The sequence below is a fragment of the Chryseobacterium sp. CH25 genome (assembly GCF_004119455.1).
Classification (GTDB): Bacteria; Bacteroidota; Bacteroidia; order Flavobacteriales; family Weeksellaceae; genus Chryseobacterium.
In genome coordinates, this window is sequence record NZ_NRQT01000004.1 from 235,861 (window position 1) to 258,198 (window position 22,338).

Sequence of the window (22,338 nt, forward strand, 5' to 3'; positions counted from 1 at the left end):
ATTTGCCCCCTGAAAAAATGGAAGTGATATGATTTCAAAAGAAGAAAATATATTATTTGCTGCTGAGAAACTCTTTGCTGAAAAGGGTTTCGATGGAACTTCAACCCGTGAAATCTCCAAAGCAGCGAATGTGAATATCTCGATGATCTCCTACTATTTTGGATCAAAAGAAAAGCTTTATGAGAAATTGGTTGAATACAGAATGAATGAAGGACAGTTTTTCTCAAGAGATATTGTAGAAAGAACAGATCTTAATGACTGGCAGAAGATTGAAAAAATAATAGACCAGTTTTCCAACAGAATAAGAACTCAGAAATGCTTTTACAGGATCATGCAGCGGGAGCAGCTTCATACCAGCAATCCGCAGATCGTAGAGTTTTTAAAAGAAACCAAAATGTCATTCTTATCTATGTATTCCCGAATACTGGAAAGTGGATTAAAGAGTGGTGTATTTACAAAGAATCCTCCTATTTATCTGCTTCATTCTACCATAAGCGGAACTTTATTTTATGCATTCAATGCCAAAGAAATGTATAAAGAATTCCTGAATGATACAGATGATGAGGAAGTTTTTGACGAAAAATTTTATACAGAACTTAATAGACACATAAAACATTTACTAAAAGACCTTTTAGGTTATGAAGAGAATAAATAACTCAGTGATTGCATTATCACTATTCGTAGGAATAGCAAATGCAAATGCTCAGGAGAAAAAGAATCTTTCTCTTGACGAAGCTGTGCAGCTGGGAATCCAGAACAGCAAGAATCTCAAGATCGATGCAGCCAAGATCGAGGAGGCTACCGCTGATCTTTTGGAAGCTAAAAACAGACAGCTTCCGGAATTGAAGGTTTCAGGAAGCTATATGTATCTTCCAATAAAACCGAATGTTGACATTAAACTTGGCGGCAGTGCTTCAGGAGCAGCAGGTGGTCCGGAAATTCATCAGGTAGTGTACGGTTCAGCTAACCTTAGCGTTCCGATTTACAGCGGTGGAAGAATCAAATACGGAATTCAGTCTGCAAAATATCTGGTAGAGGCATCTAAATTAAGTACAGAAAACGATAAGACGGCCATTGCTTATAATGTTGCCCAGGCTTATAATAACCTGTTTAAAGCCAACCAGTCAATCAAAGTTTTTGAAGAAAATCTGAATGCTTCCCAAAAGAGAGATGAAACTTTCCTTAAAATGGAAAATAACGGATTAATCGCCAGAAATGACAGGTTAAAAGCGAACCTTCAGACCTCCAACATCGAACTTCAGCTGCTTGAAGCTAAAAACAATTACAATATTGCCAACATCAATATGGACTTGTTATTGGGGCTTCCGGAAACTACAGAAATTGAGGTAGACCAGAACTATATTGAAGAAGGTTCAGAGGTAAAACCTGTTGATTTTTATGTAAACGAAGCCAGAGAAAACCGTAAAGATCTTCAGGCTTTGGTTCAGCAGAGAAAAGCAGCAGAATTGGGAACAAAGGCAGCTAAAGCAGAAAACCTTCCGTCAATAGCATTCACAGGAGGATATGTAGCAGCAGATATTCCGAAGTTTCTTACCGTATACAATGCGATTAATGTAGGAGTCGGAATCTCTTATAACTTATCCAATATCTGGAAAGAAAATTCATCATTAAGACAGTCTCAGGCAAGAGAAAAGCAATTGGCTGCTACAGATGAGTTACTGAATGATAATATTAAGCTTGATGTAAACAGAGAGTATCAGAATACAGACTTTTCTAAAAAGAGAATTGCTGTTTTTGAAAAATCTGCAGAACAGGCCAATGAAAACTTCAGAATTACAAAAAACAAATATGACAACGGTCTTGCAACCATGACGGAATTACTGGATGCAGACGCTGCTCAGATTGCCGCTAACGTTGGCGTAATCAATGCAAAGGCAGATGCTGCTTTGGCATACAGAAAACTATTGCAAACAACAGGAACTTTAACAATTAAATAATCAGATCGAAACCAAAATGGAAAATAATAATACACAGGCAGCTGAACCTAAAAAGAAAAAAAGTTTAGTTTTTCCTATCATTTTAGCAGCCGTAGTAATCGGAGGAGGAATCTACGGTTACAGAGCATATAGCTACGGGCAGTATCATGAAGAGACAGATGATGCTCAGATTGCTTCCAATATGGCACCGGTAATTTCTAAAATATCAGGATATGTAGCTGAGGTAAAAGTAAAAGATAACCAGTTCGTAAAGAAAGGGGATACTCTTGTGATTTTAGATAACAGAGATCAGAAAATGGCTCTGGATCAGTCGCAGGCAGCTTTAACAACAGCAAAAAGTAATATTTCTACCGCAGAAGCTACAACCACTGCTACTTCTAAGAACATCAACAGTTCTGAAGCAGCTGTAGCAACAGCTAACGCACAGATTGAAGCAGCAAAAGTAAATGTTTGGAAAACGTCTCAGGACTTAAAAAGATATGCAAATCTTGTAAAGGATCACTCTATTACAGAACAGCAATATGAGCAGGCTCTGGCAGCAAAACAATCTGCAGATAAACAACTTCAGGTATTGGTAGAGCAAAGAAACCAAATTGCTCAGCAGACTACAATTGCCTCTTCTCAGACGGCAGCAAGTTCTCAGCAGATCAGTGTTGCAAGTTCAGTAGCGAAGCAAAGAGAAGTAGATGTAGAAAATGCTAAATTAAATTTATCATACACGGTAATTCTGGCTCCGGAAGACGGATATGTTGGAAAAGTACCTACGCAGGCAGGTCAGTATCTTCAGGCAGGAGCTCAGCTATTTGCTTTGGTTAAAAATGATCAGAAATGGGTAGTGGCGAACTTTAAAGAAACGCAGGTAGATAAAATGGTAGAAGGACAGAAAGTGAAAATTGAGATTGATGCATTCCCTGATAAAGAATTTGATGGGGTAGTAAGCTCATTCTCTCCGGCTACTGGTGCTACGTTCTCTATTCTTCCTCCTGATAATGCAAGTGGAAACTTCGTAAAAGTAGTGCAGAGACTTCCTGTAAAAATCGATTTTGTAAATCTTGATAAGAACATTGCGAAAAGATTAAGAACAGGAATGAATGTGAAGGCTGAGGTTTCATTGAAATAACATTTAAAATTGTTAAAAACCAATGGTCAGTTTTGTAAACCAATTAAACAAAATTAACCATTGACTTTTTAACATCGTAAAAAACTTATGCAAGATTCATTAGTAGAATATGGAGCCCGAAGAGTGATTATTACAATCACAGCTATTCTTTGTGCTCTGCTTGAGATTGTGGACTCCACGATTGTGAATGTTGCCCTTAATGAAATGAAGGGGAACCTGGGAGCTACACTTTCAGAAGTGGGCTGGGTGATTACTGCCTATGCCATCGGAAACGTAATTATCGTGCCGATGACCAGCTGGCTTTCTCAGCAATTCGGGCGTAGAAATTACTTTGCAGCTTCCATTATCATATTTACCATCTTTTCATTCCTCTGCGGTAATGCAACGAATATCTGGGAACTGGTATTTTTCAGGCTGATGCAGGGAATTGGTGGGGGAGCCCTTCTGGTAACATCACAAACGATTATCACGGAATCTTATCCGATAGAAAAGAGAAGTATGGCTCAGGCCATCTATGGATTAGGGGTAATTATTGGTCCTACTTTGGGCCCACCATTGGGAGGATATATCGTTGACAACTACAGCTGGCCATATATTTTCTATATCAATATTCCAATCGGGATTGCGGCGACATTAATGACGCTTCAGTTTGTGAGAAGTCCAAAATATGCTGAAAAACGTAGGGTATCGGATGTAGACTGGATAGGAATTGCTTTGTTGGCCATAACAGTAGGTTCATTGCAGTTCATTCTGGAAAGAGGTCATGAAGAAGACTGGTTTGAAAGTGGAATGATTGTAGCCTTCACCGTAGCAGCCATTTTAGGATTTATATTATTCCTCTGGCGGGAGCTTACCTTCAAATATCCGATTGTGGAACTCAGGGTACTGAAAAACGGAAACCTGAGGATCGGAACCGTTATGTCCTTTGTCTTAGGATTCGGACTATATGGATCTACCTTTATTGTTCCGTTGTATACGCAGAGTATTTTGGGATGGACGGCTCTTCAGTCGGGAGCTTTAATGATCCCCGCAGCTTTAACCACTGCCTTTATGATGCCAATTATTGGAAAATTACTTACAAAAGGGGCAAAACAGCAGATATTGGTTTCCCTGGGGTTATTCATCTTCTTTATTTACAGTTTCTGGGGCTACAAAATTCTGACTCCGGATACGAGTAAAGAAGCTTTCTTCTGGATGCTGATTGTGAGAGGAGCCGGATTAGGATTATTGTTTATCCCGATTACGTCCCTGTCATTAAGTACGCTTAAAGGTCAGGAGATTGGTCAAGGGGCTGCCTTCACCGGAATGATGAGACAGTTGGGTGGATCTTTTGGGATTGCCGCTATTACTACTTTCATTGCCAATGCAGGCCAGACCTACAGGAATAATCTGATTTCCCATTTAGATGTAAACAGTTTTGATGTTCAGCAGAGACTGGCATCATTAAAGGCCAATTTCATCGCAAAAGGGATGACTCCTGATGCCGCAATGAATGCCGCTTATAAAATGCTTGACCTATCTGTCACCAAACAGGCAACAGTATTGTCTTATATGGATGTATTTCTTTACCTCGGTGTAATATTTTTAATATGTATTCCGTTTATCTTATTTATAAAAGAAAGAAAGAGTAAAGAAAAAATAGATTTGAGTGAAGCCATGCACTAAATTTTAATTAAAACCTTCGGATTTTCCGGAGGTTTTTTTGTTTAAAAGTAGAGGTGAAAAACAACACAATTGATACATTTTCTAAGGGGAATATCTCCCATGTTCAAGCCTTCAACTTCCTATCTTTTAAGTTCATTACTCATTTTGTTAAAAATAAAATCACTTATTGGAGAATTTATTTATTTTTTTTAGCTTTACACTACCAAATGAAAAAATATGAATACATTCCCTCACCTCAAGAATTCCTCTTCAGGAGGTAAAATCAGGAATACTTTTTCCTGATGCATACGGATCTGTTTCCCGCATCTTTATAGAGTTTTAATGCCTTTTGCTTTTGAAAAGCTGAAGATATGATGAATTGAACATAGATCATTGTGAAATACTTTCCCGATAATGGTTTTTAATTATCCAATCTTTTTAAAACAATAATGTATCCCATATTTACCAACTGATAACCTTAAACTTAACGTTAATATGAACCAGATACAATTGCCGGAAACCTTTATGGCATTATCAGACTTCAGGAAACATGATGTTTACCATTCTGAAATGGATCAGAATCAGATCATCACAGACTTTTTTCCTGCAACGTTTACAGAACTTACCCAACGCCTTTCAGATATTACAGGAGCTTTTTATGGCGGATTATTGAAACAGGCAGGTAAGCTTTATGGAGAAGAGAAAGTGAATGAACTTTCTACTGCTTTCATGTATGATCTTGGATCAAGAATGGCCGTGAAAAATATAGAAACCAAACCTAATCTGCAGCCAGGAATTCCGGCAGTAGCTAAAATAGTAATAGGAGCAGTTTTTACATCCAGTCCCGAATATAATTTTGATTTCAAAGAATTAAATGACCACAGAGTTGAACTACTGATTAAAGGAGTAGACCGTTACTACAAAATCACACAAAGTCTCCATATCGCAGGACTGCTGAAGTGGCCGGTTATAGAACCTTTTATCCAGGGAGTATGCGATACTATGGGACTGGATGTTTTATTTGAAATGAAAGTACTGAAACTCGATCCGGACAGCTCATGTGTATATGAAGTGGTTGTGGCGGAGAAATAAGTTTATAAAAGATAAAAGATAAAAGATAAAAGATAAAAGATAAAAGATTAAAGATTAAAGATTAAAGATTAAAGATTAAAGATTAAAGATTAAAGATTAAAGATTAAAGATTAAAGATTAAAGATTAAAGATTAAAGATTAAAGATTATTTCGTTAAACAACTATTGTGTTTATGCATATCCATCCGGATATCAACATCAATAGGGGTGGGCTTTAGCCCAGCCATTTATTAAACGCCAATTTTCCATATCAATATCAATATCAATATCAATATCAATATCAATATCAATATCAATATCAATATCAATATCAATATCAATATCAATAGGAGCGGGCTTTAGCCCGCTCTCATTATAAATAAACACTCATCTGGCTTTAGCCAAAACCTAAAAAATATTCGAAATATTCTGTTGAAAGACTATATAAAGCAGATGTATGGCCCATAAATCAATACCACGAACCTCGTATCACGTTTCCCGGTATCATGTTGCTCTAATTCATTTATTTGATACTTCCTGTCCATTCAATTCCACTAATGTCTATCAGTTTTAAAGTATGAACAGCATCCTTTTGAAGAATATCATCAATTCCAATACTGAGATCTGCTTTAGCTCCCAATGGAATAATAAGACTGTGTTTTCCTGGTTTTACTTTAGCTACATAATGATTTTGAATATGATCTTTAGAAAACTTTGAAAGCTCTTTATGATCAATTTCCTTTAAAATATTCCCGTTTTTATCCAGAATATGAATTCCGATGAGGAAAGAGCCATATACATCAGCACCTTCTGTTCTGTAAACTTCAAATTTTAAATCTGAATGAGTGTGAGAAATATTGGAAATTTCCAGTTTGGGTTTTACAGACTTGTTATGTAGAGTTCCCCAAACACCACCATGAAAATATTGATTGGTATAAAGCGTAAGTCCAAAAATAAGAAGGGAACCTGTGAGCACAAAAATCTTTGGACTGGAAACAGGTAGTACTCCGGAACCCAGCCACTGAAACCATTTTTTCTGAGTGAAATCTTTGTTTTTCTTTATAAAATAGTCATCAAGAGAGTAAGATCCGCTTCCGGTAAGGAATAGAACGAAGCCACCCGCAACTCCCAGAACTCCAATTTGCCATTCATCCAGACAGGTTGTTCCCAGCCATCCTGAACCTAGGAGAATACCTAGTGCAAGGCTGAAAATTCCTATACTCATTAATCGGGTAAAGAGTCCGAGAATGATAAATAAGCCTACAATAGCTTCAATGATCGTAAAAATCATCATTGATCTCTGTAAGGCATCTGGATGAGTAACCAGATATTCTATAATAGGCTTAATGCCTAAGGCATTCGGTAAAAAATGGTTGAATTTTTCCCCAATGTATCCTTTTTCATCAGGAATAAGTTTGTTTTCAAGGATAAGTCTGCGCCAGAAGGCTGAAAAGTAGGTCCATCCGATAACCATTCGAAGGGATAAAGTATATAATCCGGCCAGGTCATAAGACTGGCTGTTTGTAGTATGTTTCATTGAATTTATATTGTATTGTAAAAAACTGATTGTTCTGGATTAAAAAGTTTTAAACCAGATTCAGTTTCAGTCTTTTAAATAAAATATACTTCGGAGGGCTGTTTCCTGTAGTATGCCCTGAATATTCATTGAGAAATGGATTTTCTTCCTCCGCACTTCTCGAACCTACGTTAAAATCCAGAAAAGATTTTTTTTGCTTAATCTTAGCATCTGTTTTGGAAATGGAAATCTTTGAAGAAGTGGAAGATATATCGCAGTTTGTGGAAAGTCCGGATGTGGTTTTTACTTTATTTAAACCACTGATATATTGAATATCAAAAATATCAAGAACATCTCTTTTAACAGGACATGGTGATAATGAAAACACCAAAATAAGCATCGTAATGACTGCTTTATAAGTCCTGATATGGATTCCGGTGTCTGGCATTCTTACAAAACTACACTTTATTTTAATTTTAGCTCAATAAATTTTAAAAATTCAGCTTGCTGATCTACAAATAAATAGTGGGAACAGTTATCAATAAGCTTAAAATTATTTTTTCCAACGATGCTTCTAAGCTTGTTGAGTTGTTTTTCTGAGAATATTCCATCATTTTTTCCATATACAGCAAAAAGAGGAATACTTTTTCTTTTGATCTCTTTCAAAACGGCTGTATTGTCAAGATTATTCAATGGTTCATTCTGATAAAATTTAATAGGAGAGTTATGGTTTCTGATATTATTTTTATAGAATTCACTGACCTCATATTCTGCTCTAAGGTTTTTACTTTCCTGGGTAGGACTGGGCATCGTGAAGAAATTGAGTTTACTGGCCACTTCGTAACACCTTTTTCGGTAAGCAGCTGAGTTTTTATCCAAGTTTTCTATTTCAGCAATTTCCTGCAGCTGAGCAGGATCATTTTTAAAATGTTCTTTGGCTTTCTTTAAAATATGGTCATAGGTTTCCTGTTGGGTAAATAAAGCTCCGGCAAGGGTAAGGGTCTTTACTTTTCCGGAAACTTACTGGTAAACAGAGTGCCGATGATTCCACCGAAGCTGTGTGCCAGAATATGGGCTTTCTGGATATGATAAGTATGGTAAAGCTGATTCAGATCTTCAAAACTTTCTTTGAAGGTCATGGTGGCATTTTCATCTTTGGAACGTCCTTCACCGCGTCTGTCATATACAATTACGTAGAAGCCTTTATCAGCTAGTTTTTGAGCAGTAGTTCCTTCAAATAATGTAGCATTTCCACTTGGTCCGCCATGAATAAAAATCACGACAGGATTCTGTTGGTTTCCATAGTTTTTTGAATAGATGGTCTGAGCATATATGGAAACTGAAAATAAATACAACAAAAGGGAAAATATTAATTTCATGGATGTTTTTTGGATTGCTAATCTAGTTAATATTTTTAAGGTATTGAAAAGAGCTGTTGATGGGAATGTTATAAACCATCCCGTCAAAAATTATTTAAATTTTTGCCACCCCTCCAGAGGAAGTGAATTTTAGTACTTTTAATTGTGATGTTATGGATAGAGTAGATGTCTATTTGTTAAAAGACTTTGAAAGATTTTTCAAACCAAAAAACTTCCATCTTCCTTTCTTCAAAAAAATACACTACTGACTAACAGTTGTCACAACCTTGCCTTATCTTTATCCCGTTAAACCAAAACAGATACTTCAATGAGTTATTGCTTAGCCATAGACGGAATGCAGCCTGAGAGCAGAAAAGAATTGCATAAAAATTATCACGATAACTATTATGGATTCCCTATTCATGATGATAATGAATTGTTTGGGAGATTGATTCTGGAAATCAATCAGGCAGGTTTAAGCTGGGAAACGGTTTTAAAGAAAGAAGAAAGTTTCAGAAAGGCCTATGACAATTTTGATATCAAAAAATAGCATCTTATACTGAGGAAGACAGGGAAAGACTTTTAAGTGACAGTGGAATTATCCGAAATAAACTGAAAGTAAATGCAGCCATTGAAAATGCAAAAACCATCATAGAGCTGCAAAAAGAGTTTGGTTCCTTTGAGAAATGGCTGGAGCATCATCATCCTAAAACATTACCAGAATGGATGAAACTGTTTAAGAAAACATTCAAGTTTACAGGTGGTGAAATTGTAAATGAATTTCTGATGAGCACCGGTTATCTGAAAGGGTCACATCATGAAACCTGTCCCATTTATGCAAAAGTTTTAGATCAGAAACCTTTATGGAACAAAGGCGAGAAAAACTAAAAACAATTGAATCTTTAGTAAAAAATATCATGCCAACACAAATTTGTTGGCATGAAGAATTATTTTAAACTTCTTACAGTAACATCTGGTTTTTCGCCTTGAGGAACAATAAAAATGGCATTATCACTGATGATGTCGCCCGGATCGAAATAATAACTTCCGGTTACGGGAATCGTACTGGTTGTAAATTTTCCGGATTGGTCATAAGCAGAATAGGTTACATTGAGCATCTGTGCTTTCATTTTCAGTTCCATTTTTTTAGAAGTGAGTCTTGCTCCGGTAGCATTAATACAGTCCAATTCTATAAGACCAATATTGCTTACGATCTGTGGAAAAGCAGACAATCTGATGTTGTACGCTTTATCCGATTTATTTTTTACTGATGCCGAGACTTTATAACGGTCATATTGCTTCCCACCAGATTCAACACTTTCTTTATTGAGAATATTGAAGGTAACATCCATACCGTTAACTTCTAAAGTCTGACCATCAGAAATCTTTTGTGCATTTGTAAAGGAGTGACAAAGAATTGTTGTTGTGAGGGATAATAAGAATATTAGATTTTTCATGATATTATTTTGTGTATAAATTGGTAATTAAATTTACATAAAATAATAAAATGAAGTATAAATTACTTTTTAACTGTTGTTCTTGTTGAATTTATTTTATTCATTTTCAGGAGGGTTTTCGATTACCTGTCTGTGCTCTATTCCCCATTTTTCAAACTCCAGAATAATAGGTTTCAGTTTATAACCGATTTCTGTCAGTTCATATTCTACCCGTGGTGGCACTTCAGCATAAACTGTTCTCGTAATAATCTTATCTTCCTCCAGCCTGCGAAGTTGGAGCGTAAGCATACGTTCAGTAATATTCTGAAGACGTTTCTTAAGTTCGCCAAATCTCATTTTACCATTGATGAGGTAGCAGCAGATCGCAAGTGCCCATTGCCCACCGATGATATTGGATGCGTAAACCTCCGGACATTCATCCGAAAGCGCTTTTTTATTGGAGAAATTGGTTGACGTTTCCTTTATTTTAGTCATTACTTACATTTTTTATAGTACCCTACAATTGGTAGCTAATGTACGAAATGTAAGTAAAGTGTTGTATTTTTGTTATAGAAATTTAAACATAATGAAGACGTTAATTATTGTTACCCATCCTGAAATTGAAACATCTGTCATCAATAAAAGATGGATTGAAGAATTGGAAAAAAATCCCGAAAAATATACAGTACATCAATTATACAAAGCATATCCCGATGGAAAAATTAATGTAGCAAAAGAACAGGAGCTGATGGAGTCTCATGATAATATCGTATTTCAGTTTCCTTTCTACTGGTTCAGCAGCCCGCCACTTTTGAAACAATGGCTGGATGAGGTTATTTTATATGGTTGGGCATATGGAAGCAACAGTGGATTTAAACTTGCTGGGAAAAAAATGGCTTTAGCTGTTACTGCCGGAATTGATGAAGACGTATACTCTGCTTCAGGAAAATATAAATATACGATGAAGGAACTTCTCAGACCTTATGAGTTAACCTTTGAATATATTAAGGCACAATATGAAGATCCTTTTGTTTATTATGGTATAGAGCGTAATCCTTCAGAGGAATGGATTGAGAGAAGTGTTCCTATGTATCTTGAGTTTTTGGAGGCTCTTTCAGGTCAAGGTAAATTGGCCCTTGATAGCTGCCAGGACTCTCTTTAATACTTGTCAATATATTTGTTCTTGTAAATTGTAGACATGGAGCTATATTTTTGTATAGTAAGGTTATATTTAACTGATATATTTTGTATTAAATTGATCCAGATCCATGGCTTGCTCCTGAAAATATTCTTTAAATGTATTGGACAGTTTCTCGTCTTTAAATTTTACAAGAGTATATCCACTATCAAAAGCAATAATTTCCAGAATACCTTCCTGAATTAAAAAATGATTGGATTTCCAAACATTTATATCTTCTGCAGATAATGTAGAAAGTAGGGAGGTATCTGTTTCAATATGATTGGGTACAGCTGATATTATCCCCCAAATGATCTCACATATGTATTTCATTGTAATGAGCTAAGGTATGTCTTCGTAGAAATTATCTAGTTTTAAGTCTAAAATTCTCGGAAATTCTTTAACAATATTGGTGTAATTGTTTTGATCTAGTATAAATTGGTAACCAAGATTTTGATATTCCTTTTCCATTAAAACTATTTTACCCGAGTATTTTTGATCATTTTTGAGTGGAAGATAAAGTGAAATTAAATAAGGTTTATCTTTTAGCGCAAATTCTATCTGTATAAAATTAGGATTTTCACCACGATCTAGTGGCTGATTGAAAATATTTACAGATTCATATTTTGACTTAGACAGATCTGAAAAAATGTTTTCAATAATTGATTTAATGCCTGTTTTTTTTAATTTTTCAGCATCTCCTTGAATGACAAAATAACCAATCTCATTTTTAAATTTTGTTTTCTTATCTTTTCCTTCATCATAGTAAATCCTAAAGTTTTTTATATCATCAATATTAAATTGGAAACTTTCAATCTGTTTGATATTAGGTCTGTAGTTTCCTGAATTTAGAGGTTTTTCCTTAAGGTGTAATCCTATAATTTTATCAGTTCCATAATTTTTTGAAAAACTGAATATTAAAGATTTTGACGACTTGTAATTATAATTAATATTATTGAGGAAAAGTGTATCTTTTCCTTTAACACTGGCGTGCAAAGAAGGTGTGATATCTCTTTTGTCTGTTGGTATTCCTTCAGTTTTAAAAAGATTGTTAAGCTGGACTATAAGTTGCTTTATCTGTGAATCTGTGATGTTTTTCTTTATATCATCTGCAAATAAATTTTTAAAATCCTCAGATTTGCTCTCCTGAATCAATTTAATTGCTTTATTAGTAGTGATTAGCATTTTATCTTCAGAAAGGATTTCATTTTTATAATCTTCAATGTTTTTTTGAGCCTGTAAATGGTGAATTGATAATGTAACTAAAAATAGGAGTAATGAAAATTTTCTTAAAGTAATCATTAGTGTTATACTTTTTTTGCTAAAATACTTAAAAATCCTTATCCCACCGTAGGTGTGTCCTCTTCCTTTAGTATTTTTTTCTCCTTCATGGTAAGCATCATACGTTCATATTTGTACTTCTCCCAATCAAATTGGTTAAGGAAGTCAAGTGCTGCTTGAAAACCTCTGTTGAAAAGATCTTCTTTCTCTTCCTTTTTCATAAAGAAATTAAGCCAGCTGCTGTTTCCACAGTTAACAGTCTGTATACTGTAAAGACGATAAAAACTATGTTTGGTAAGAAAAACTTTGTCATTGAACCCCTGTAAAGTACTGATGATATTTCCTGCATAGCTGAAGGGGGTTTTGAGAATCTCCTCACTGGTTTTTCCCTTTTCAGAAAGAAGATCAGAATCGCTTGTTAACTGTACAGCAAAAAGAGGCATTCTCGGATAAAAAACTTCATCTGCGTGAAACAGATCAATAGGAAAATTGGAAATACTGCCACCATCAATGAAAACTCCAACAGGGTTGATGTTTTCCTTTTTGGTATTCAGCCAAAACTTCCAGGCATATTTCACTGAATCTTCATCTCTGTTAATTCTTTTCTGAAAAGGTTCAAAGAAAAATGGGACAGACATGGAAGCTCTTACAAATTCTGCCGGGCTGATGTGTTTCAGTTCCTCTTCAGACCAGTATAAATTAGCCATAGTAGGCAGTTCCACCTTTATTTTAGCATTGATATCTGTAGTAATCACAACATATTCAGACCGGAGAAGATAAAATGGGTTGTTTTTATAATAATCATTATTCACAGTGCTGTCATAGAAAATCTTATACCTTGTCTGATCGATATGTTCCAGATTTTTAGCCCTGATTTTCTCAATATTGGCCAAAGTGAGGTTGTAATATTCCTGTCCGTTTCCATAACGATAGTTGAGGTTAAGATCCCGCTCCTTTTGTATAAATTTCTCATTGAGATTGGCTACTGTTTTAATTCCAAAATTATCCAGAGCTGTTTTCATTGTATTCAGAAAAACATTTCCCGGATTAAGGCCGCTGTTTTCTTTTCTGAAATTGTTGTAGAGTTTTTTATGCATAAAAACAGGATAACTGCGGGAATCAAGGGAATTAGAAACATCAGTTTAGCATTCAGAATACTTCCTGAAGGAGCTGCAAAAGGAATACTTATGAGAATAATGAACAGAATGGCTGCAATAACAGCATTGATTTTAAAGAAATTCTTATTGTTCAACATTCCATGTAGGGTTGTCTTTACATACGTTTTCCCATCCATAAAATCTGCAAAATTCCAGCTGAACAAAATGTCTTTAATAAGTTCACTTTTCGGTTCTTCTTTTGTTTTACAAGCTGCAATAAGCATAGTATTAATGGCCCCGGCACTGGTTCCTGCCACTTTCAGGAAGCGGATTCCGAAGATTTCCAATCCATAAAGATAACCTACCAAAGCACTTCCCCAAACACCGCCGCCTTCCTGTACAAATTCTATATACTGATTGCCTTGCGCATCCAAAAGATCAGAAAATTCTTTAGCAGAAATATTCTCATGCAAAGCAATAAGCTTATCTTTAGACGCTTGTGAAAGAGAATCATCTTTCAGAACTGTATTTAGGTTTTCAGTTTTCATTGTCACTGGTTTTTTGTCATTGTGAACCGTAGGTGAAGCAATCTCTAAATTACTATTTATTCATAAACCAAAAGATTATTTTAGATTAAATATTGATAGTGTACTTAGATGTATTGCAACGACAAAAAATCAGAAACTTTCATAAGAATATTATGAGATTAATTTCTCGCAGATTTCACAGATTAAGCAGATTTTCATCATCTGTGTAATTTGTGAAATCTGTGGGAAATAAAATTAAGTAGTATCAGATTACCACTGTCTGCGCCTTACATAGATAAACGTGCTGATTACAACCAATGCCATACCGCCTATTGTAAAGTAATAGCCATATTTATGATGAAGTTCAGGCATATTATCAAAGTTCATCCCATACACTCCGGCAATAAAAGTGATCGGTAAGAAATACACAGAATAAATAGCCAAAACTTTCATCACCTGATTGGCTTTCTGATCAGAAAGAGCAAGGAACATCGAAATAAGGTTGGTAATCTGGGTATTCAGATGGTCAAAATCGGCTACTACGTCCTTATGTTTATCCTTTAAATCCACAATTTCGGAGTCCTGTAGATTCAATAATTTAAACTTATCGATGGCATCTGTGGAAATAACCAAAACTCTTGAATTCAACCCGGATTTTCTTTTCAGTTTGTAGAGTCTTCTGATTTGGCTGGTATGGTTGGTATTTTTAAGAAAAATCTCGTTTTCAATATTGTCCATAGTTTCCAGCAAGCTCACCGATTCATCATCAAAGCTTTTCATAATCAATATGGCGATCATTAAAGCTATTTTCTGGGGAGTTACTTCTTCCTGGGTAAGGGAAAGTTTTTTCTTTGTCTCGGAAATACTTCTGGTTTTCATTCTGTGGATGGTGATAATGGTTTTATCCAGAATGAAAATTGCAATCTTTGTACTGATATCGCTGATGGTATTCAGGTTTTTTCTTTCCAGTTCTGTACTTTCACGGAGAAGAAAGAATTTTACATTCCCGTCTTCTTCATATTTTGGAAGGTGATTGGGATCTATGGTGTCTTCCAGAAGAAGATTATTAATTTCGTATCGTTCATGAAGAAATTTCAGGTCTTCTGCAGTAGGAGCCTCTACATCTACCCATTCGCAGTGGGTGCTTCTGTATATCGTATCAATTGGCATAAAGTAAAAATACTAATATTTTGAAAAACTATGTGTTAAATAAGTTTTATCTTTGCCAAAATTATTAAAACTATATGATTAAAAGTACAATAAAAGGTGTGGGATTTTATGTTCCAGATAACGTTGTTACAATGATGATTTAGCCAAACTAATGACTACCAATGATGAATGGATTACAGAAAGAACAGGCATCAAGGAAAGAAGACACAGAAAAAACAGAAACGATTCTCAGGAAACTGCTGCATATTTAGGATTCAAGGCATCAGAAAAAGCTATTGAAAATGCAGGGTTAACCGCTAAAGATATTGACTATATTGTGTTTGCAACCCTTTCTCCGGATTACTATTTTCCGGGATGTGGAGTTTTACTTCAGGATATGCTTGGGTGTGATACCATAGGAGCACTAGATGTAAGAAACCAGTGTTCAGGATTTGTATATTCTATGAGTGTTGCTAATGCTTTCATTAAGTCTGGAACGTATAAGAATATCTTGGTTGTAGGAGCAGAAGTTCATTCTTTCGGACTGGATTTTTCTGATGAAGGAAGAGGGGTTTCTGTTATTTTCGGAGATGGGGCAGGAGCGGTTGTACTTTCCGCAACAGAAGATGAAAATGCAGGAGATGTTTTAGCGGTAAATATGCATTCTGAAGGAAAATACGCAGATGAATTGTGTACACAGTTCCCAGGTTCTAAATTCGGATGGAGTGACAGAATGAGAAAAGAGCCGGAAAATGTAACGAACAAAGAAGTATATCCTATCATGAACGGAAACTTCGTGTTCAAGCATGCAGTAACAAGATTCCCGGAAACGATGATGGAAGCTTTAAACAAAGCAGGAAAAACTGTAGAAGATCTTGATATGTTTATTCCTCACCAGGCTAATCTTAGAATTGCTCAGTTTGTTCAGCAGAAGTTCGGATTGCCGGATGAGAAGATCTTCAATAACATTCAGAAATACGGAAATACTACAGCAGCATCTATTCCAATTGCTTTAAGTGAAGCCATTGAACAAGGAAAAATTAAAAGAGGAGATTTAGTACTTCTTTCAGCTTTCGGAAGCGGATTTACATGGGGAAGTGTTCTTTTTGAATATTAATGATTTAAAAATTTGAATGTTTTCAACATCCATTAACAGAACAATTGAAAACGTAATCATTCCCTTCCTTCGGAGAAGTGTCAAAAATTCTTTGGGTGGTACTCATCCAATAAAAACATAAAAAAACCGCAGAACATTCTGCGGTTTTTTATTTTATATTTCTGCCTGTATATTAAAGACTTTTCAGTAATTTCTCAGTATCAGAAAAGTCCTGTCCTTCACTTTTTGCCAGTTCAATGGCTTTTTCAGCCCACATTTTTGCGTTCTTTTTATCTCCGATCTTATTGTAAAGATTAGCCAGTGTATCCGTAGTTGCAAAGCTTTCGCTCTTTTTTACAGACTCCTGAGACCATGCTACAGCCTTTTCTAGGGATGCTTTATTGCTTACATTCTCAAAAAAGTTCCATGCTGCAGAATTTAATTCATTAGCACCTGCTTTAGTGTAGTCCTGGTATACCTCTAATGTCAGTTTTTCAAAAAGGGCAATATCTTTGTTTTTTAAAGCTTTGCCTGCTTTTAGTTTTTTTAATAATCTTTCTGCATTTTCTTTGCTTACCAGTTTCTGAGCTTCTGTAATAAAATATTGGTCATTCCAGGTTTTAGTGTCAGCATTATACGCCTTTTTAGTGATCGTATTCATTTGGAAGCTCTGATTAAACCTGTCATATCTGTCATCAGGAAAAAGCTTTACAATCTCTGCTTTTTTATCCTGAAAGATCTTATATAAAGGACTTTCTGTTGTTTGTATACCGGAAATAAGCAATTGTGCATCTTCCGCATCCATTGCAGGCTTCACCTGAAAATAACGGTTCAGTACTTTTTCGGCAAACTCCCCATCGTTATAAATAGTAAGTTCAGCAAGATTTTTTAAAAATGCAGGATCTTTTTCCCCTTTTTCAAATTGTTGCTTTAAAGAAGTCAGTCTTTTGCTTGGGTCATTAGCATCCATTGCAAACTGAATGAAGTCTTTTTCTTCAACATATCCCAATGTTCTGTGTATTGCTTCCCCATTTCCATCAATAAAAAGGTAAGTAGGGAAGGCTTTTACATTGTATTTTTTTGCTAGTTCAATTCCTTCTCCTTTTTCCATATCAATTTTAGCATTGATAAAATGAGAATTATAATAATCACCCACATTTTTAAGAGGGAAAATATTTTTAACCATCAGTTTACATGGTCCGCACCAGGATGCATAAGCGTCTACAAAGATCAGTTTGTTTTCTTTTTTAGCTTTGGCAAGAATAGAGGCAAAGTTGCCATCTTCAAATTTAATGCCCTGTGCCCATGCAAGTGCACCTATAAATAGAGTGGAAAGGATCACTATCTTTTTCATAAAAAACGTTTTGTTTCCTGCAAATGTAATAAATATGATGACATTTAAGTTATTCACATTGAAAATAATTATTGGAGAACTTTATTTTTAATACAGGTATAGGCTTATATGAAAGAAAAACATCCATTGTTTTAGACTTATTATTAAAATTAATGTAAATGGTTGTTTTAGTTAAATGATTAAATTTCAATAGAATATTTTAATAAAAAGCAAAATATTACTAATTTTGTAAAAAAACAAAAAGACACCCGTGAGAAAATGATGAATTATTATAAGAATAATAATTTGTTTTTTTATGTCTAATAATCTATTGAAACTTTTGTTCTTGCTGGTAACAGCAATCTCCATATCTGCCCAGAAAAAAACGATTTCGATCAAGCGTGCGAAAGGGTTTCCGCTATAACAGCTTATAAAGATTTACCTAAAGCGATTAATACTGCCGATTCACTGTATTTGGCTGCCCATGAGCCATTAGATAAAGTAAAAAGTCTGATGATCTCTTCAGATCTGTATCATCATGGCGGAGATATTAAAAAAGCACTGTGCTATAGCGAAAATGCCCATTCATTAATTGAACAGACGGATGATAAAGAATGGATGGCCCGTGTATGTAAATTATTATCGAAACAGTATAGACAGGTAGGGTTATACGAAAGAGCTAAAAAATATATTGCTAAAGGCCTGGGAGCTTCCAGACAAATTTCCGATTTCCAGAAAAGCAATGAAGCTGAAGGAATACTGAATCAGGAAATGGCTTTCTATGAAATGGAGGTAGGCAATTATGCAAACGCTATACAATACATTGAATTTTCCCTGAAAAATTTTGAAAAAATAAACACCCAAAATGAAAACAGAACTCAGGCTATTTCATATCAATTGTTGGGAGATGTTTATTTTAAACTTAATGATTATGCCGTTTCTGAAGATTATTACAGAAAAGCTGAAAATTTGCTGAAAGCAGGAAGTTGTACACTTGGACTGGTCTATAATGGGCTTGGGGGAATCCGTATAAAGCAGAAGAACTGGAAAGATGCAGAAGTATACCTTAAAAAAGCTGAGAAAATTGCTGATACTTCCCGAAGTCTGAAACTTAAGAAAGCTGTTTACTCCAATATCAATGATTACTATGAAGGAATAGGAGATAATCTTAAAGCATCCTTATATGCTGTAAAATATGTGAAAGCCTATGATAGTATTGCTATCCGTAATCAGGGATTTTCAGGAAAAGCTAAAGATACAGTAACTAAAACCAATAAAGGAAGTGGGCAAATGAATGTGGCTAAAAATGCAGCTATTATTATATTGTTTGTTTCGCTGGTTGGTATCATTATCTTTTTCAGAACGAGGCAGAAAAAACAATTTACAAGACTGAGAAGTATTATAAGAACCCAAATGAGTGTAGCAAACAGCTATAAGGGATCTTTGCTGAGACAACCTGTAAATTCTGAATTTTCAAATATATCTGTAGAAGAAATAGATGAGAAAGATTCTGAAGCAGACCGAAAGAGAAATGATTCCTTAATGACTTCTGAAACTGAAACCAAACTTCTTGAACTTCTTGATGAGTTTGAAAAAGGAGATCTTTATAACAATAAAGGAATGTCTCTTTCATTTTTAGCAGGAGAGCTGAATACCAATACCAAATATCTTTCTTACGTTATCAATCAGCATAAAAGTTCAGACTTTAAAACTTATGTTAATAGGTTAAGAATTAATTATATTGTAGATAAACTTATCAATGATGAGAAGTACAGACAATACAAGATCAGTATTCTTGCCGATGAATGTGGCTTTTCTTCACACAGTAAATTTGCTGCAGTATTCAAAGCAGTTACAGACTTCTCACCATCAGCCTATATTAAACATCTTGATACTGAAAGTCAGTTAGATAAAGATGTTCATTTCGCGAAAATAGTTAAAGATAAATACCATTCTGTATTCTGTCTTACTATTTTCATGAAAATGGATAACCTATTGTTTTTTGGACAACTACTCCTGGTATATCTTTGCGGCAGTGTTACGGGAATGACTACAATCATATTACATCTCATCTATTTTATTTTCGAAGGCATTATCCTTTTTCTGAAATAGAATATATTCCCTGCAACAATTTAAACCATGAAACTTTAGATATGGAACACGTGTATATTTTGTTTTCATAAAATAGCCACTGTTCCTCTTTTGATCTATAAAAAGTATATTCTGATTAGAATATGATTATACAATATAATCGGGGTTGATTGCCCGGTTTTTTTTCAGTCAAGTTTTTTTAAGTGCAAATCCACAGATATTCTGTGGATTTGCGATTTTATTTAGTTTTGACACTGTCGGTTTTTACTTTTGAGGTATCCGGAGTTACCGTTGATGACTCAGAATTAGCCACAGCAGAATCACCCATTTTATTGAGTAAAGAGTCTTTGTTGTGAGCATCTTTAAATTCCTCTCTTTTTTCTTTATTTTGAGCACAGCTTCCAAGGAAAAGAAGTCCAAGAACTGCTCCAATCCATAGTTTTTTCATAATAATACCCTTTTATGATTGGTGTTACTCAAATATAATGATTTTATGGTAGATAAAAGATAAAAGATAAAAGATAAAAGATCTTTTCGTTAAACAACTATAGCTGTTACCATAGCCATTATCCATATGGATATCAACATCAATAGGGGCGGGCTTTACGGCCAAATTAAAGTTACCCTAGTTCAATGGCTTTAGCCAAAACCTAAAATCTCGAATCCCGAATCCCGAATCCCGAATCCCGAATCCCATACCTCGTAACACTCCACAAAAAAGCCCCGAAACCGAAATTCCGAGGCTATATTGAAAGAACAGGCAACAATTACTCATCACCTATTACTCATTACTTATATTACCCTAGGTATGGGTATTTGTAGTCTTTTGGAGAAACAAAAGTTTCTTTCACACTTCTTACAGATGTCCATCTAAGAAGGTTCATTTTAGAACCAGCTTTATCGTTAGTTCCTGAAGCTCTACCACCACCGAAAGGCTGTTGTCCTACTACGGCACCAGTTGGTTTGTCGTTGATGTAGAAGTTACCTGATGCATTTTCTAATGCTTTGTAAGCCTCAGCAATTGCATAACGGTCTTGTGAGAATACAGAACCTGTTAATGAATATGGAGAAGAAGAATCAACTACTTTAAGAGTTTCTTTCCAGTCTGCATCTTCGTAAACAAATACAGATAAGATTGGGCCGAAGATCTCTTCTACCATACTTTCGTATTGAGGGTTTGTAGTTTCAATTACAGTTGGGTGTACGAACCATCCTTTAGAATCATCACATGTACCACCAATTGCTACAGTAGCTTCAGAAGATTCGTTAGCTCTTGTGATATATCCTTTACATTTTTCGAAAGAATTTTTATCAATTACAGCGTTTACGAAGTTAGATGGATCTTCCGGAGAACCGATTTTGATAGTAGCCATCTGAGCTTCCATTACTTTTTTCACATCAGCCCAAAGAGACTTAGGAACATAAGCTCTTGAAGCCGCAGAACACTTCTGTCCCTGGTATTCGAAAGCACCTCTTACTAAAGCAGTAGCTACAGCTTCTACGTTTGCAGAAGGGTGAGCAATTACAAAGTCTTTACCACCAGTTTCTCCAACGATTCTTGGATATGTTCTGTAGTTGTGGATATTATCACCAATCATTTTCCACATTCCCTGGAATACTTTTGTAGAACCTGTGAAGTGAAGACCTGCAAAATCTTTGTGAGCCAATACTTTTTCAGCAGTTTCTTTACCATCTGTAAAGATCATGTTGATAACTCCAGCAGGAAGACCAGCTTCAATTAATACATCCATGATTACTTTTGCAGAATAAACCTGCTTGTCAGAAGGCTTCCATACTACAACGTTTCCTAGCATTGCCATACAAGTAGGAAGGTTTCCTGAAATTGCTGTAAAGTTGAATGGAGTTACTGCAAAGCAGAACCCTTCTAATGGTCTGTACTCTACACGGTTCCAGATTCCGTTGTCAGAAACCGGCTGCTCAGAATACATTTCAGTCATGAATTCTACGTTGAATCTTAAGAAGTCGATGAACTCACAAGCAGAATCAATTTCAGCCTGGTGAACATTCTTAGATTGTCCGATCATTGTAGCTGCATTAATAACATCTCTGTAAGGACCTGCCAATAGATCAGCTGCCTTTAAGAAAATTGCTGCACGTTGTTCCCAACCTAATGCATTCCATGCTTCTTTAGCTGCCAATGCCGCGTTGATAGCGTCATCCACATGCTGCATACCACCTTGGTAATAAAATCCGAAGTCGTGAGCATGATCCTGAGGAGACTGAAGCTGTACTTTTGTATCAGTTTTTACTTCCTTTCCGTTGATAACCATTGGAATTTCTATCTTCTCAGCCCACATCTTTTTATAAGTGTCGATAAGGCTTTTAACTTCCGGAGATCCCGGTACATAAGAATTTACCGGCTCATTTACCGCTAATGGTACTTGCGAAATTGCTTTTGACATATTACGTTTTATTATTTTTATTAAATTAAATAAGTATGTGTATACAAATTTACGATAATTAT

General features: G+C 35.3%; 22 protein-coding genes and 2 pseudogenes. 9 read left to right on the forward strand and 15 right to left on the reverse strand.

Annotated features, from left to right (window positions below; all coding sequences use genetic code 11):
* The first annotated feature begins 28 nt into the window (after positions 1-28).
* From BOQ64_RS11835 to BOQ64_RS11855, 5 genes are all read left to right on the forward strand, one after another.
* The gene (locus BOQ64_RS11835; RefSeq protein WP_129055491.1) at positions 29-655 is read left to right on the forward strand and encodes a TetR/AcrR family transcriptional regulator; all 627 of its coding nucleotides are present in this window, start codon (positions 29-31) and stop codon (positions 653-655) included.
* Positions 639-1,958: a TolC family protein gene (locus BOQ64_RS11840; protein WP_129055493.1), complete on the forward strand. Its 1,320-nt coding sequence runs from the start codon at positions 639-641 to the stop codon at positions 1,956-1,958. The genes BOQ64_RS11835 and BOQ64_RS11840 overlap by 17 nt, the downstream gene beginning before the upstream one ends.
* Positions 1,959-1,974: 16 nt before the next feature.
* Complete coding sequence (locus BOQ64_RS11845; RefSeq protein ID WP_129055495.1) at positions 1,975-3,078, forward strand: HlyD family secretion protein; 1,104 nt, start codon at positions 1,975-1,977, stop codon at positions 3,076-3,078.
* Between the two features lie 87 nt (positions 3,079-3,165).
* Entirely contained in the window at positions 3,166-4,743 is a 1,578-nt protein-coding gene (locus BOQ64_RS11850) for a DHA2 family efflux MFS transporter permease subunit (RefSeq protein WP_129055497.1), read from the forward strand.
* A gap of 474 nt (positions 4,744-5,217) precedes the next feature.
* Positions 5,218-5,814 carry a hypothetical protein gene (locus tag BOQ64_RS11855; RefSeq protein ID WP_129055499.1) on the forward strand — a complete coding sequence of 199 codons (597 nt, stop codon included), beginning with the start codon at positions 5,218-5,220 and terminating at the stop codon, positions 5,812-5,814.
* A gap of 197 nt (positions 5,815-6,011) precedes the next feature.
* Here the strand turns inward: BOQ64_RS11855 and BOQ64_RS23090 are convergent, their stop codons facing one another.
* The 5 genes from BOQ64_RS23090 to BOQ64_RS23905 form a co-directional block, all read right to left on the reverse strand.
* Positions 6,012-6,179 (reverse strand): hypothetical protein, encoded by a 168-nt coding sequence (locus BOQ64_RS23090; protein ID WP_164975794.1) that lies wholly within the window; start codon positions 6,177-6,179, stop codon positions 6,012-6,014.
* Positions 6,180-6,315: 136 nt separating this feature from the next.
* Positions 6,316-7,329: a TQO small subunit DoxD gene (locus BOQ64_RS11860; RefSeq protein WP_129055501.1), complete on the reverse strand. Its 1,014-nt coding sequence runs from the start codon at positions 7,327-7,329 to the stop codon at positions 6,316-6,318.
* Between the two features lie 49 nt (positions 7,330-7,378).
* Entirely contained in the window at positions 7,379-7,756 is a 378-nt protein-coding gene (locus BOQ64_RS11865; RefSeq protein WP_129055503.1) for a hypothetical protein, read from the reverse strand.
* A gap of 17 nt (positions 7,757-7,773) precedes the next feature.
* Entirely contained in the window at positions 7,774-8,187 is a 414-nt protein-coding gene (locus BOQ64_RS23900) for an alpha/beta fold hydrolase (RefSeq protein ID WP_228448337.1), read from the reverse strand.
* Positions 8,188-8,312: 125 nt separating this feature from the next.
* Positions 8,313-8,687 carry an alpha/beta fold hydrolase gene (locus tag BOQ64_RS23905; protein ID WP_228448338.1) on the reverse strand — a complete coding sequence of 125 codons (375 nt, stop codon included), beginning with the start codon at positions 8,685-8,687 and terminating at the stop codon, positions 8,313-8,315.
* A 307-nt stretch (positions 8,688-8,994) separates the two neighbouring features.
* Here BOQ64_RS23905 and BOQ64_RS11875 point away from each other — a divergent pair.
* Positions 8,995-9,554: pseudogene (locus tag BOQ64_RS11875) on the forward strand (DNA-3-methyladenine glycosylase I).
* 59 nt (positions 9,555-9,613) lie between these two features.
* Here the strand turns inward: BOQ64_RS11875 and BOQ64_RS11880 are convergent.
* Positions 9,614-10,123, reverse strand: a complete 510-nt coding sequence (locus BOQ64_RS11880; protein ID WP_129055504.1) for a hypothetical protein — start codon at positions 10,121-10,123, stop codon at positions 9,614-9,616.
* A gap of 96 nt (positions 10,124-10,219) precedes the next feature.
* Positions 10,220-10,597, reverse strand: a complete 378-nt coding sequence (locus BOQ64_RS11885) for a winged helix-turn-helix transcriptional regulator (RefSeq protein ID WP_129055506.1) — start codon at positions 10,595-10,597, stop codon at positions 10,220-10,222.
* 91 nt (positions 10,598-10,688) lie between these two features.
* Between BOQ64_RS11885 and BOQ64_RS11890 the strand changes: the two genes are divergently transcribed.
* On the forward strand, positions 10,689-11,264 hold the full coding sequence (locus tag BOQ64_RS11890) for an NAD(P)H-dependent oxidoreductase (RefSeq protein ID WP_129059718.1): 576 nt from the start codon (positions 10,689-10,691) through the stop codon (positions 11,262-11,264).
* 69 nt (positions 11,265-11,333) lie between these two features.
* Here BOQ64_RS11890 and BOQ64_RS11895 read toward each other — a convergent pair whose 3' ends face one another.
* The 5 genes from BOQ64_RS11895 to BOQ64_RS11910 all read right to left on the reverse strand — a co-directional run bounded on the left by BOQ64_RS11895 (position 11,334) and on the right by BOQ64_RS11910 (position 15,354).
* Positions 11,334-11,612 (reverse strand): hypothetical protein, encoded by a 279-nt coding sequence (locus BOQ64_RS11895; RefSeq protein ID WP_129055508.1) that lies wholly within the window; start codon positions 11,610-11,612, stop codon positions 11,334-11,336.
* 9 nt (positions 11,613-11,621) lie between these two features.
* On the reverse strand, positions 11,622-12,581 hold the full coding sequence (locus BOQ64_RS11900; protein WP_129059719.1) for a hypothetical protein: 960 nt from the start codon (positions 12,579-12,581) through the stop codon (positions 11,622-11,624).
* Between the two features lie 38 nt (positions 12,582-12,619).
* Positions 12,620-13,657, reverse strand: coding sequence for a hypothetical protein (locus BOQ64_RS11905; protein WP_228448339.1), 1,038 nt, complete (start codon positions 13,655-13,657; stop codon positions 12,620-12,622).
* Positions 13,588-14,205 carry a patatin-like phospholipase family protein gene (locus BOQ64_RS23910; protein WP_228448340.1) on the reverse strand — a complete coding sequence of 206 codons (618 nt, stop codon included), beginning with the start codon at positions 14,203-14,205 and terminating at the stop codon, positions 13,588-13,590. The genes BOQ64_RS11905 and BOQ64_RS23910 overlap by 70 nt, the downstream gene beginning before the upstream one ends.
* Before the next feature lie 249 nt (positions 14,206-14,454).
* Positions 14,455-15,354 (reverse strand): CorA family divalent cation transporter, encoded by a 900-nt coding sequence (locus BOQ64_RS11910; protein ID WP_129055512.1) that lies wholly within the window; start codon positions 15,352-15,354, stop codon positions 14,455-14,457.
* Positions 15,355-15,428: 74 nt separating this feature from the next.
* On the opposite strand from BOQ64_RS11910, the pseudogene BOQ64_RS11915 reads away from it, so the two are divergent.
* Positions 15,429-16,450, forward strand: a pseudogene (locus BOQ64_RS11915) (3-oxoacyl-ACP synthase III family protein).
* A gap of 172 nt (positions 16,451-16,622) precedes the next feature.
* Here the strand turns inward: BOQ64_RS11915 and BOQ64_RS11920 are convergent.
* Positions 16,623-17,783: a thioredoxin family protein gene (locus BOQ64_RS11920; RefSeq protein WP_129055515.1), complete on the reverse strand. Its 1,161-nt coding sequence runs from the start codon at positions 17,781-17,783 to the stop codon at positions 16,623-16,625.
* A gap of 453 nt (positions 17,784-18,236) precedes the next feature.
* Between BOQ64_RS11920 and BOQ64_RS11925 the strand changes: the two genes are divergently transcribed.
* The gene (locus tag BOQ64_RS11925) at positions 18,237-19,874 is read left to right on the forward strand and encodes a tetratricopeptide repeat protein (protein WP_129059720.1); all 1,638 of its coding nucleotides are present in this window, start codon (positions 18,237-18,239) and stop codon (positions 19,872-19,874) included.
* A 217-nt stretch (positions 19,875-20,091) separates the two neighbouring features.
* On the opposite strand, the gene BOQ64_RS11930 is transcribed toward BOQ64_RS11925, so the two are convergent.
* Together BOQ64_RS11930 and pruA are read right to left on the reverse strand one after the other, a co-directional pair.
* Positions 20,092-20,301 (reverse strand): hypothetical protein, encoded by a 210-nt coding sequence (locus BOQ64_RS11930; RefSeq protein ID WP_129055519.1) that lies wholly within the window; start codon positions 20,299-20,301, stop codon positions 20,092-20,094.
* A 349-nt stretch (positions 20,302-20,650) separates the two neighbouring features.
* Positions 20,651-22,276, reverse strand: a complete 1,626-nt coding sequence (gene pruA / locus BOQ64_RS11935) for an L-glutamate gamma-semialdehyde dehydrogenase (RefSeq protein ID WP_129055521.1) — start codon at positions 22,274-22,276, stop codon at positions 20,651-20,653.
* Positions 22,277-22,338 lie beyond the last annotated feature (62 nt).

Coding starts and splice junctions, on each gene's coding strand:
- BOQ64_RS11835 (WP_129055491.1), top strand. CDS start 29: ATGATTTCAAAAGAAGAAAATATATTATTTGCTGCTGAGAAACTCTTT.
- BOQ64_RS11840 (WP_129055493.1), top strand. CDS start 639: ATGAAGAGAATAAATAACTCAGTGATTGCATTATCACTATTCGTAGGA.
- BOQ64_RS11845 (WP_129055495.1), top strand. CDS start 1,975: ATGGAAAATAATAATACACAGGCAGCTGAACCTAAAAAGAAAAAAAGT.
- BOQ64_RS11850 (WP_129055497.1), top strand. CDS start 3,166: ATGCAAGATTCATTAGTAGAATATGGAGCCCGAAGAGTGATTATTACA.
- BOQ64_RS11855 (WP_129055499.1), top strand. CDS start 5,218: ATGAACCAGATACAATTGCCGGAAACCTTTATGGCATTATCAGACTTC.
- BOQ64_RS11860 (WP_129055501.1), bottom strand. CDS start 7,329: ATGAAACATACTACAAACAGCCAGTCTTATGACCTGGCCGGATTATAT.
- BOQ64_RS11865 (WP_129055503.1), bottom strand. CDS start 7,756: ATGCCAGACACCGGAATCCATATCAGGACTTATAAAGCAGTCATTACG.
- BOQ64_RS23905 (WP_228448338.1), bottom strand. CDS start 8,687: ATGAAATTAATATTTTCCCTTTTGTTGTATTTATTTTCAGTTTCCATA.
- BOQ64_RS11880 (WP_129055504.1), bottom strand. CDS start 10,123: ATGAAAAATCTAATATTCTTATTATCCCTCACAACAACAATTCTTTGT.
- BOQ64_RS11885 (WP_129055506.1), bottom strand. CDS start 10,597: ATGACTAAAATAAAGGAAACGTCAACCAATTTCTCCAATAAAAAAGCG.
- BOQ64_RS11890 (WP_129059718.1), top strand. CDS start 10,689: ATGAAGACGTTAATTATTGTTACCCATCCTGAAATTGAAACATCTGTC.
- BOQ64_RS11895 (WP_129055508.1), bottom strand. CDS start 11,612: ATGAAATACATATGTGAGATCATTTGGGGGATAATATCAGCTGTACCC.
- BOQ64_RS11900 (WP_129059719.1), bottom strand. CDS start 12,581: ATGATTACTTTAAGAAAATTTTCATTACTCCTATTTTTAGTTACATTA.
- BOQ64_RS11905 (WP_228448339.1), bottom strand. CDS start 13,657: ATGCATAAAAAACTCTACAACAATTTCAGAAAAGAAAACAGCGGCCTT.
- BOQ64_RS23910 (WP_228448340.1), bottom strand. CDS start 14,205: ATGAAAACTGAAAACCTAAATACAGTTCTGAAAGATGATTCTCTTTCA.
- BOQ64_RS11910 (WP_129055512.1), bottom strand. CDS start 15,354: ATGCCAATTGATACGATATACAGAAGCACCCACTGCGAATGGGTAGAT.
- BOQ64_RS11920 (WP_129055515.1), bottom strand. CDS start 17,783: ATGAAAAAGATAGTGATCCTTTCCACTCTATTTATAGGTGCACTTGCA.
- BOQ64_RS11930 (WP_129055519.1), bottom strand. CDS start 20,301: ATGAAAAAACTATGGATTGGAGCAGTTCTTGGACTTCTTTTCCTTGGA.
- pruA (WP_129055521.1), bottom strand. CDS start 22,276: ATGTCAAAAGCAATTTCGCAAGTACCATTAGCGGTAAATGAGCCGGTA.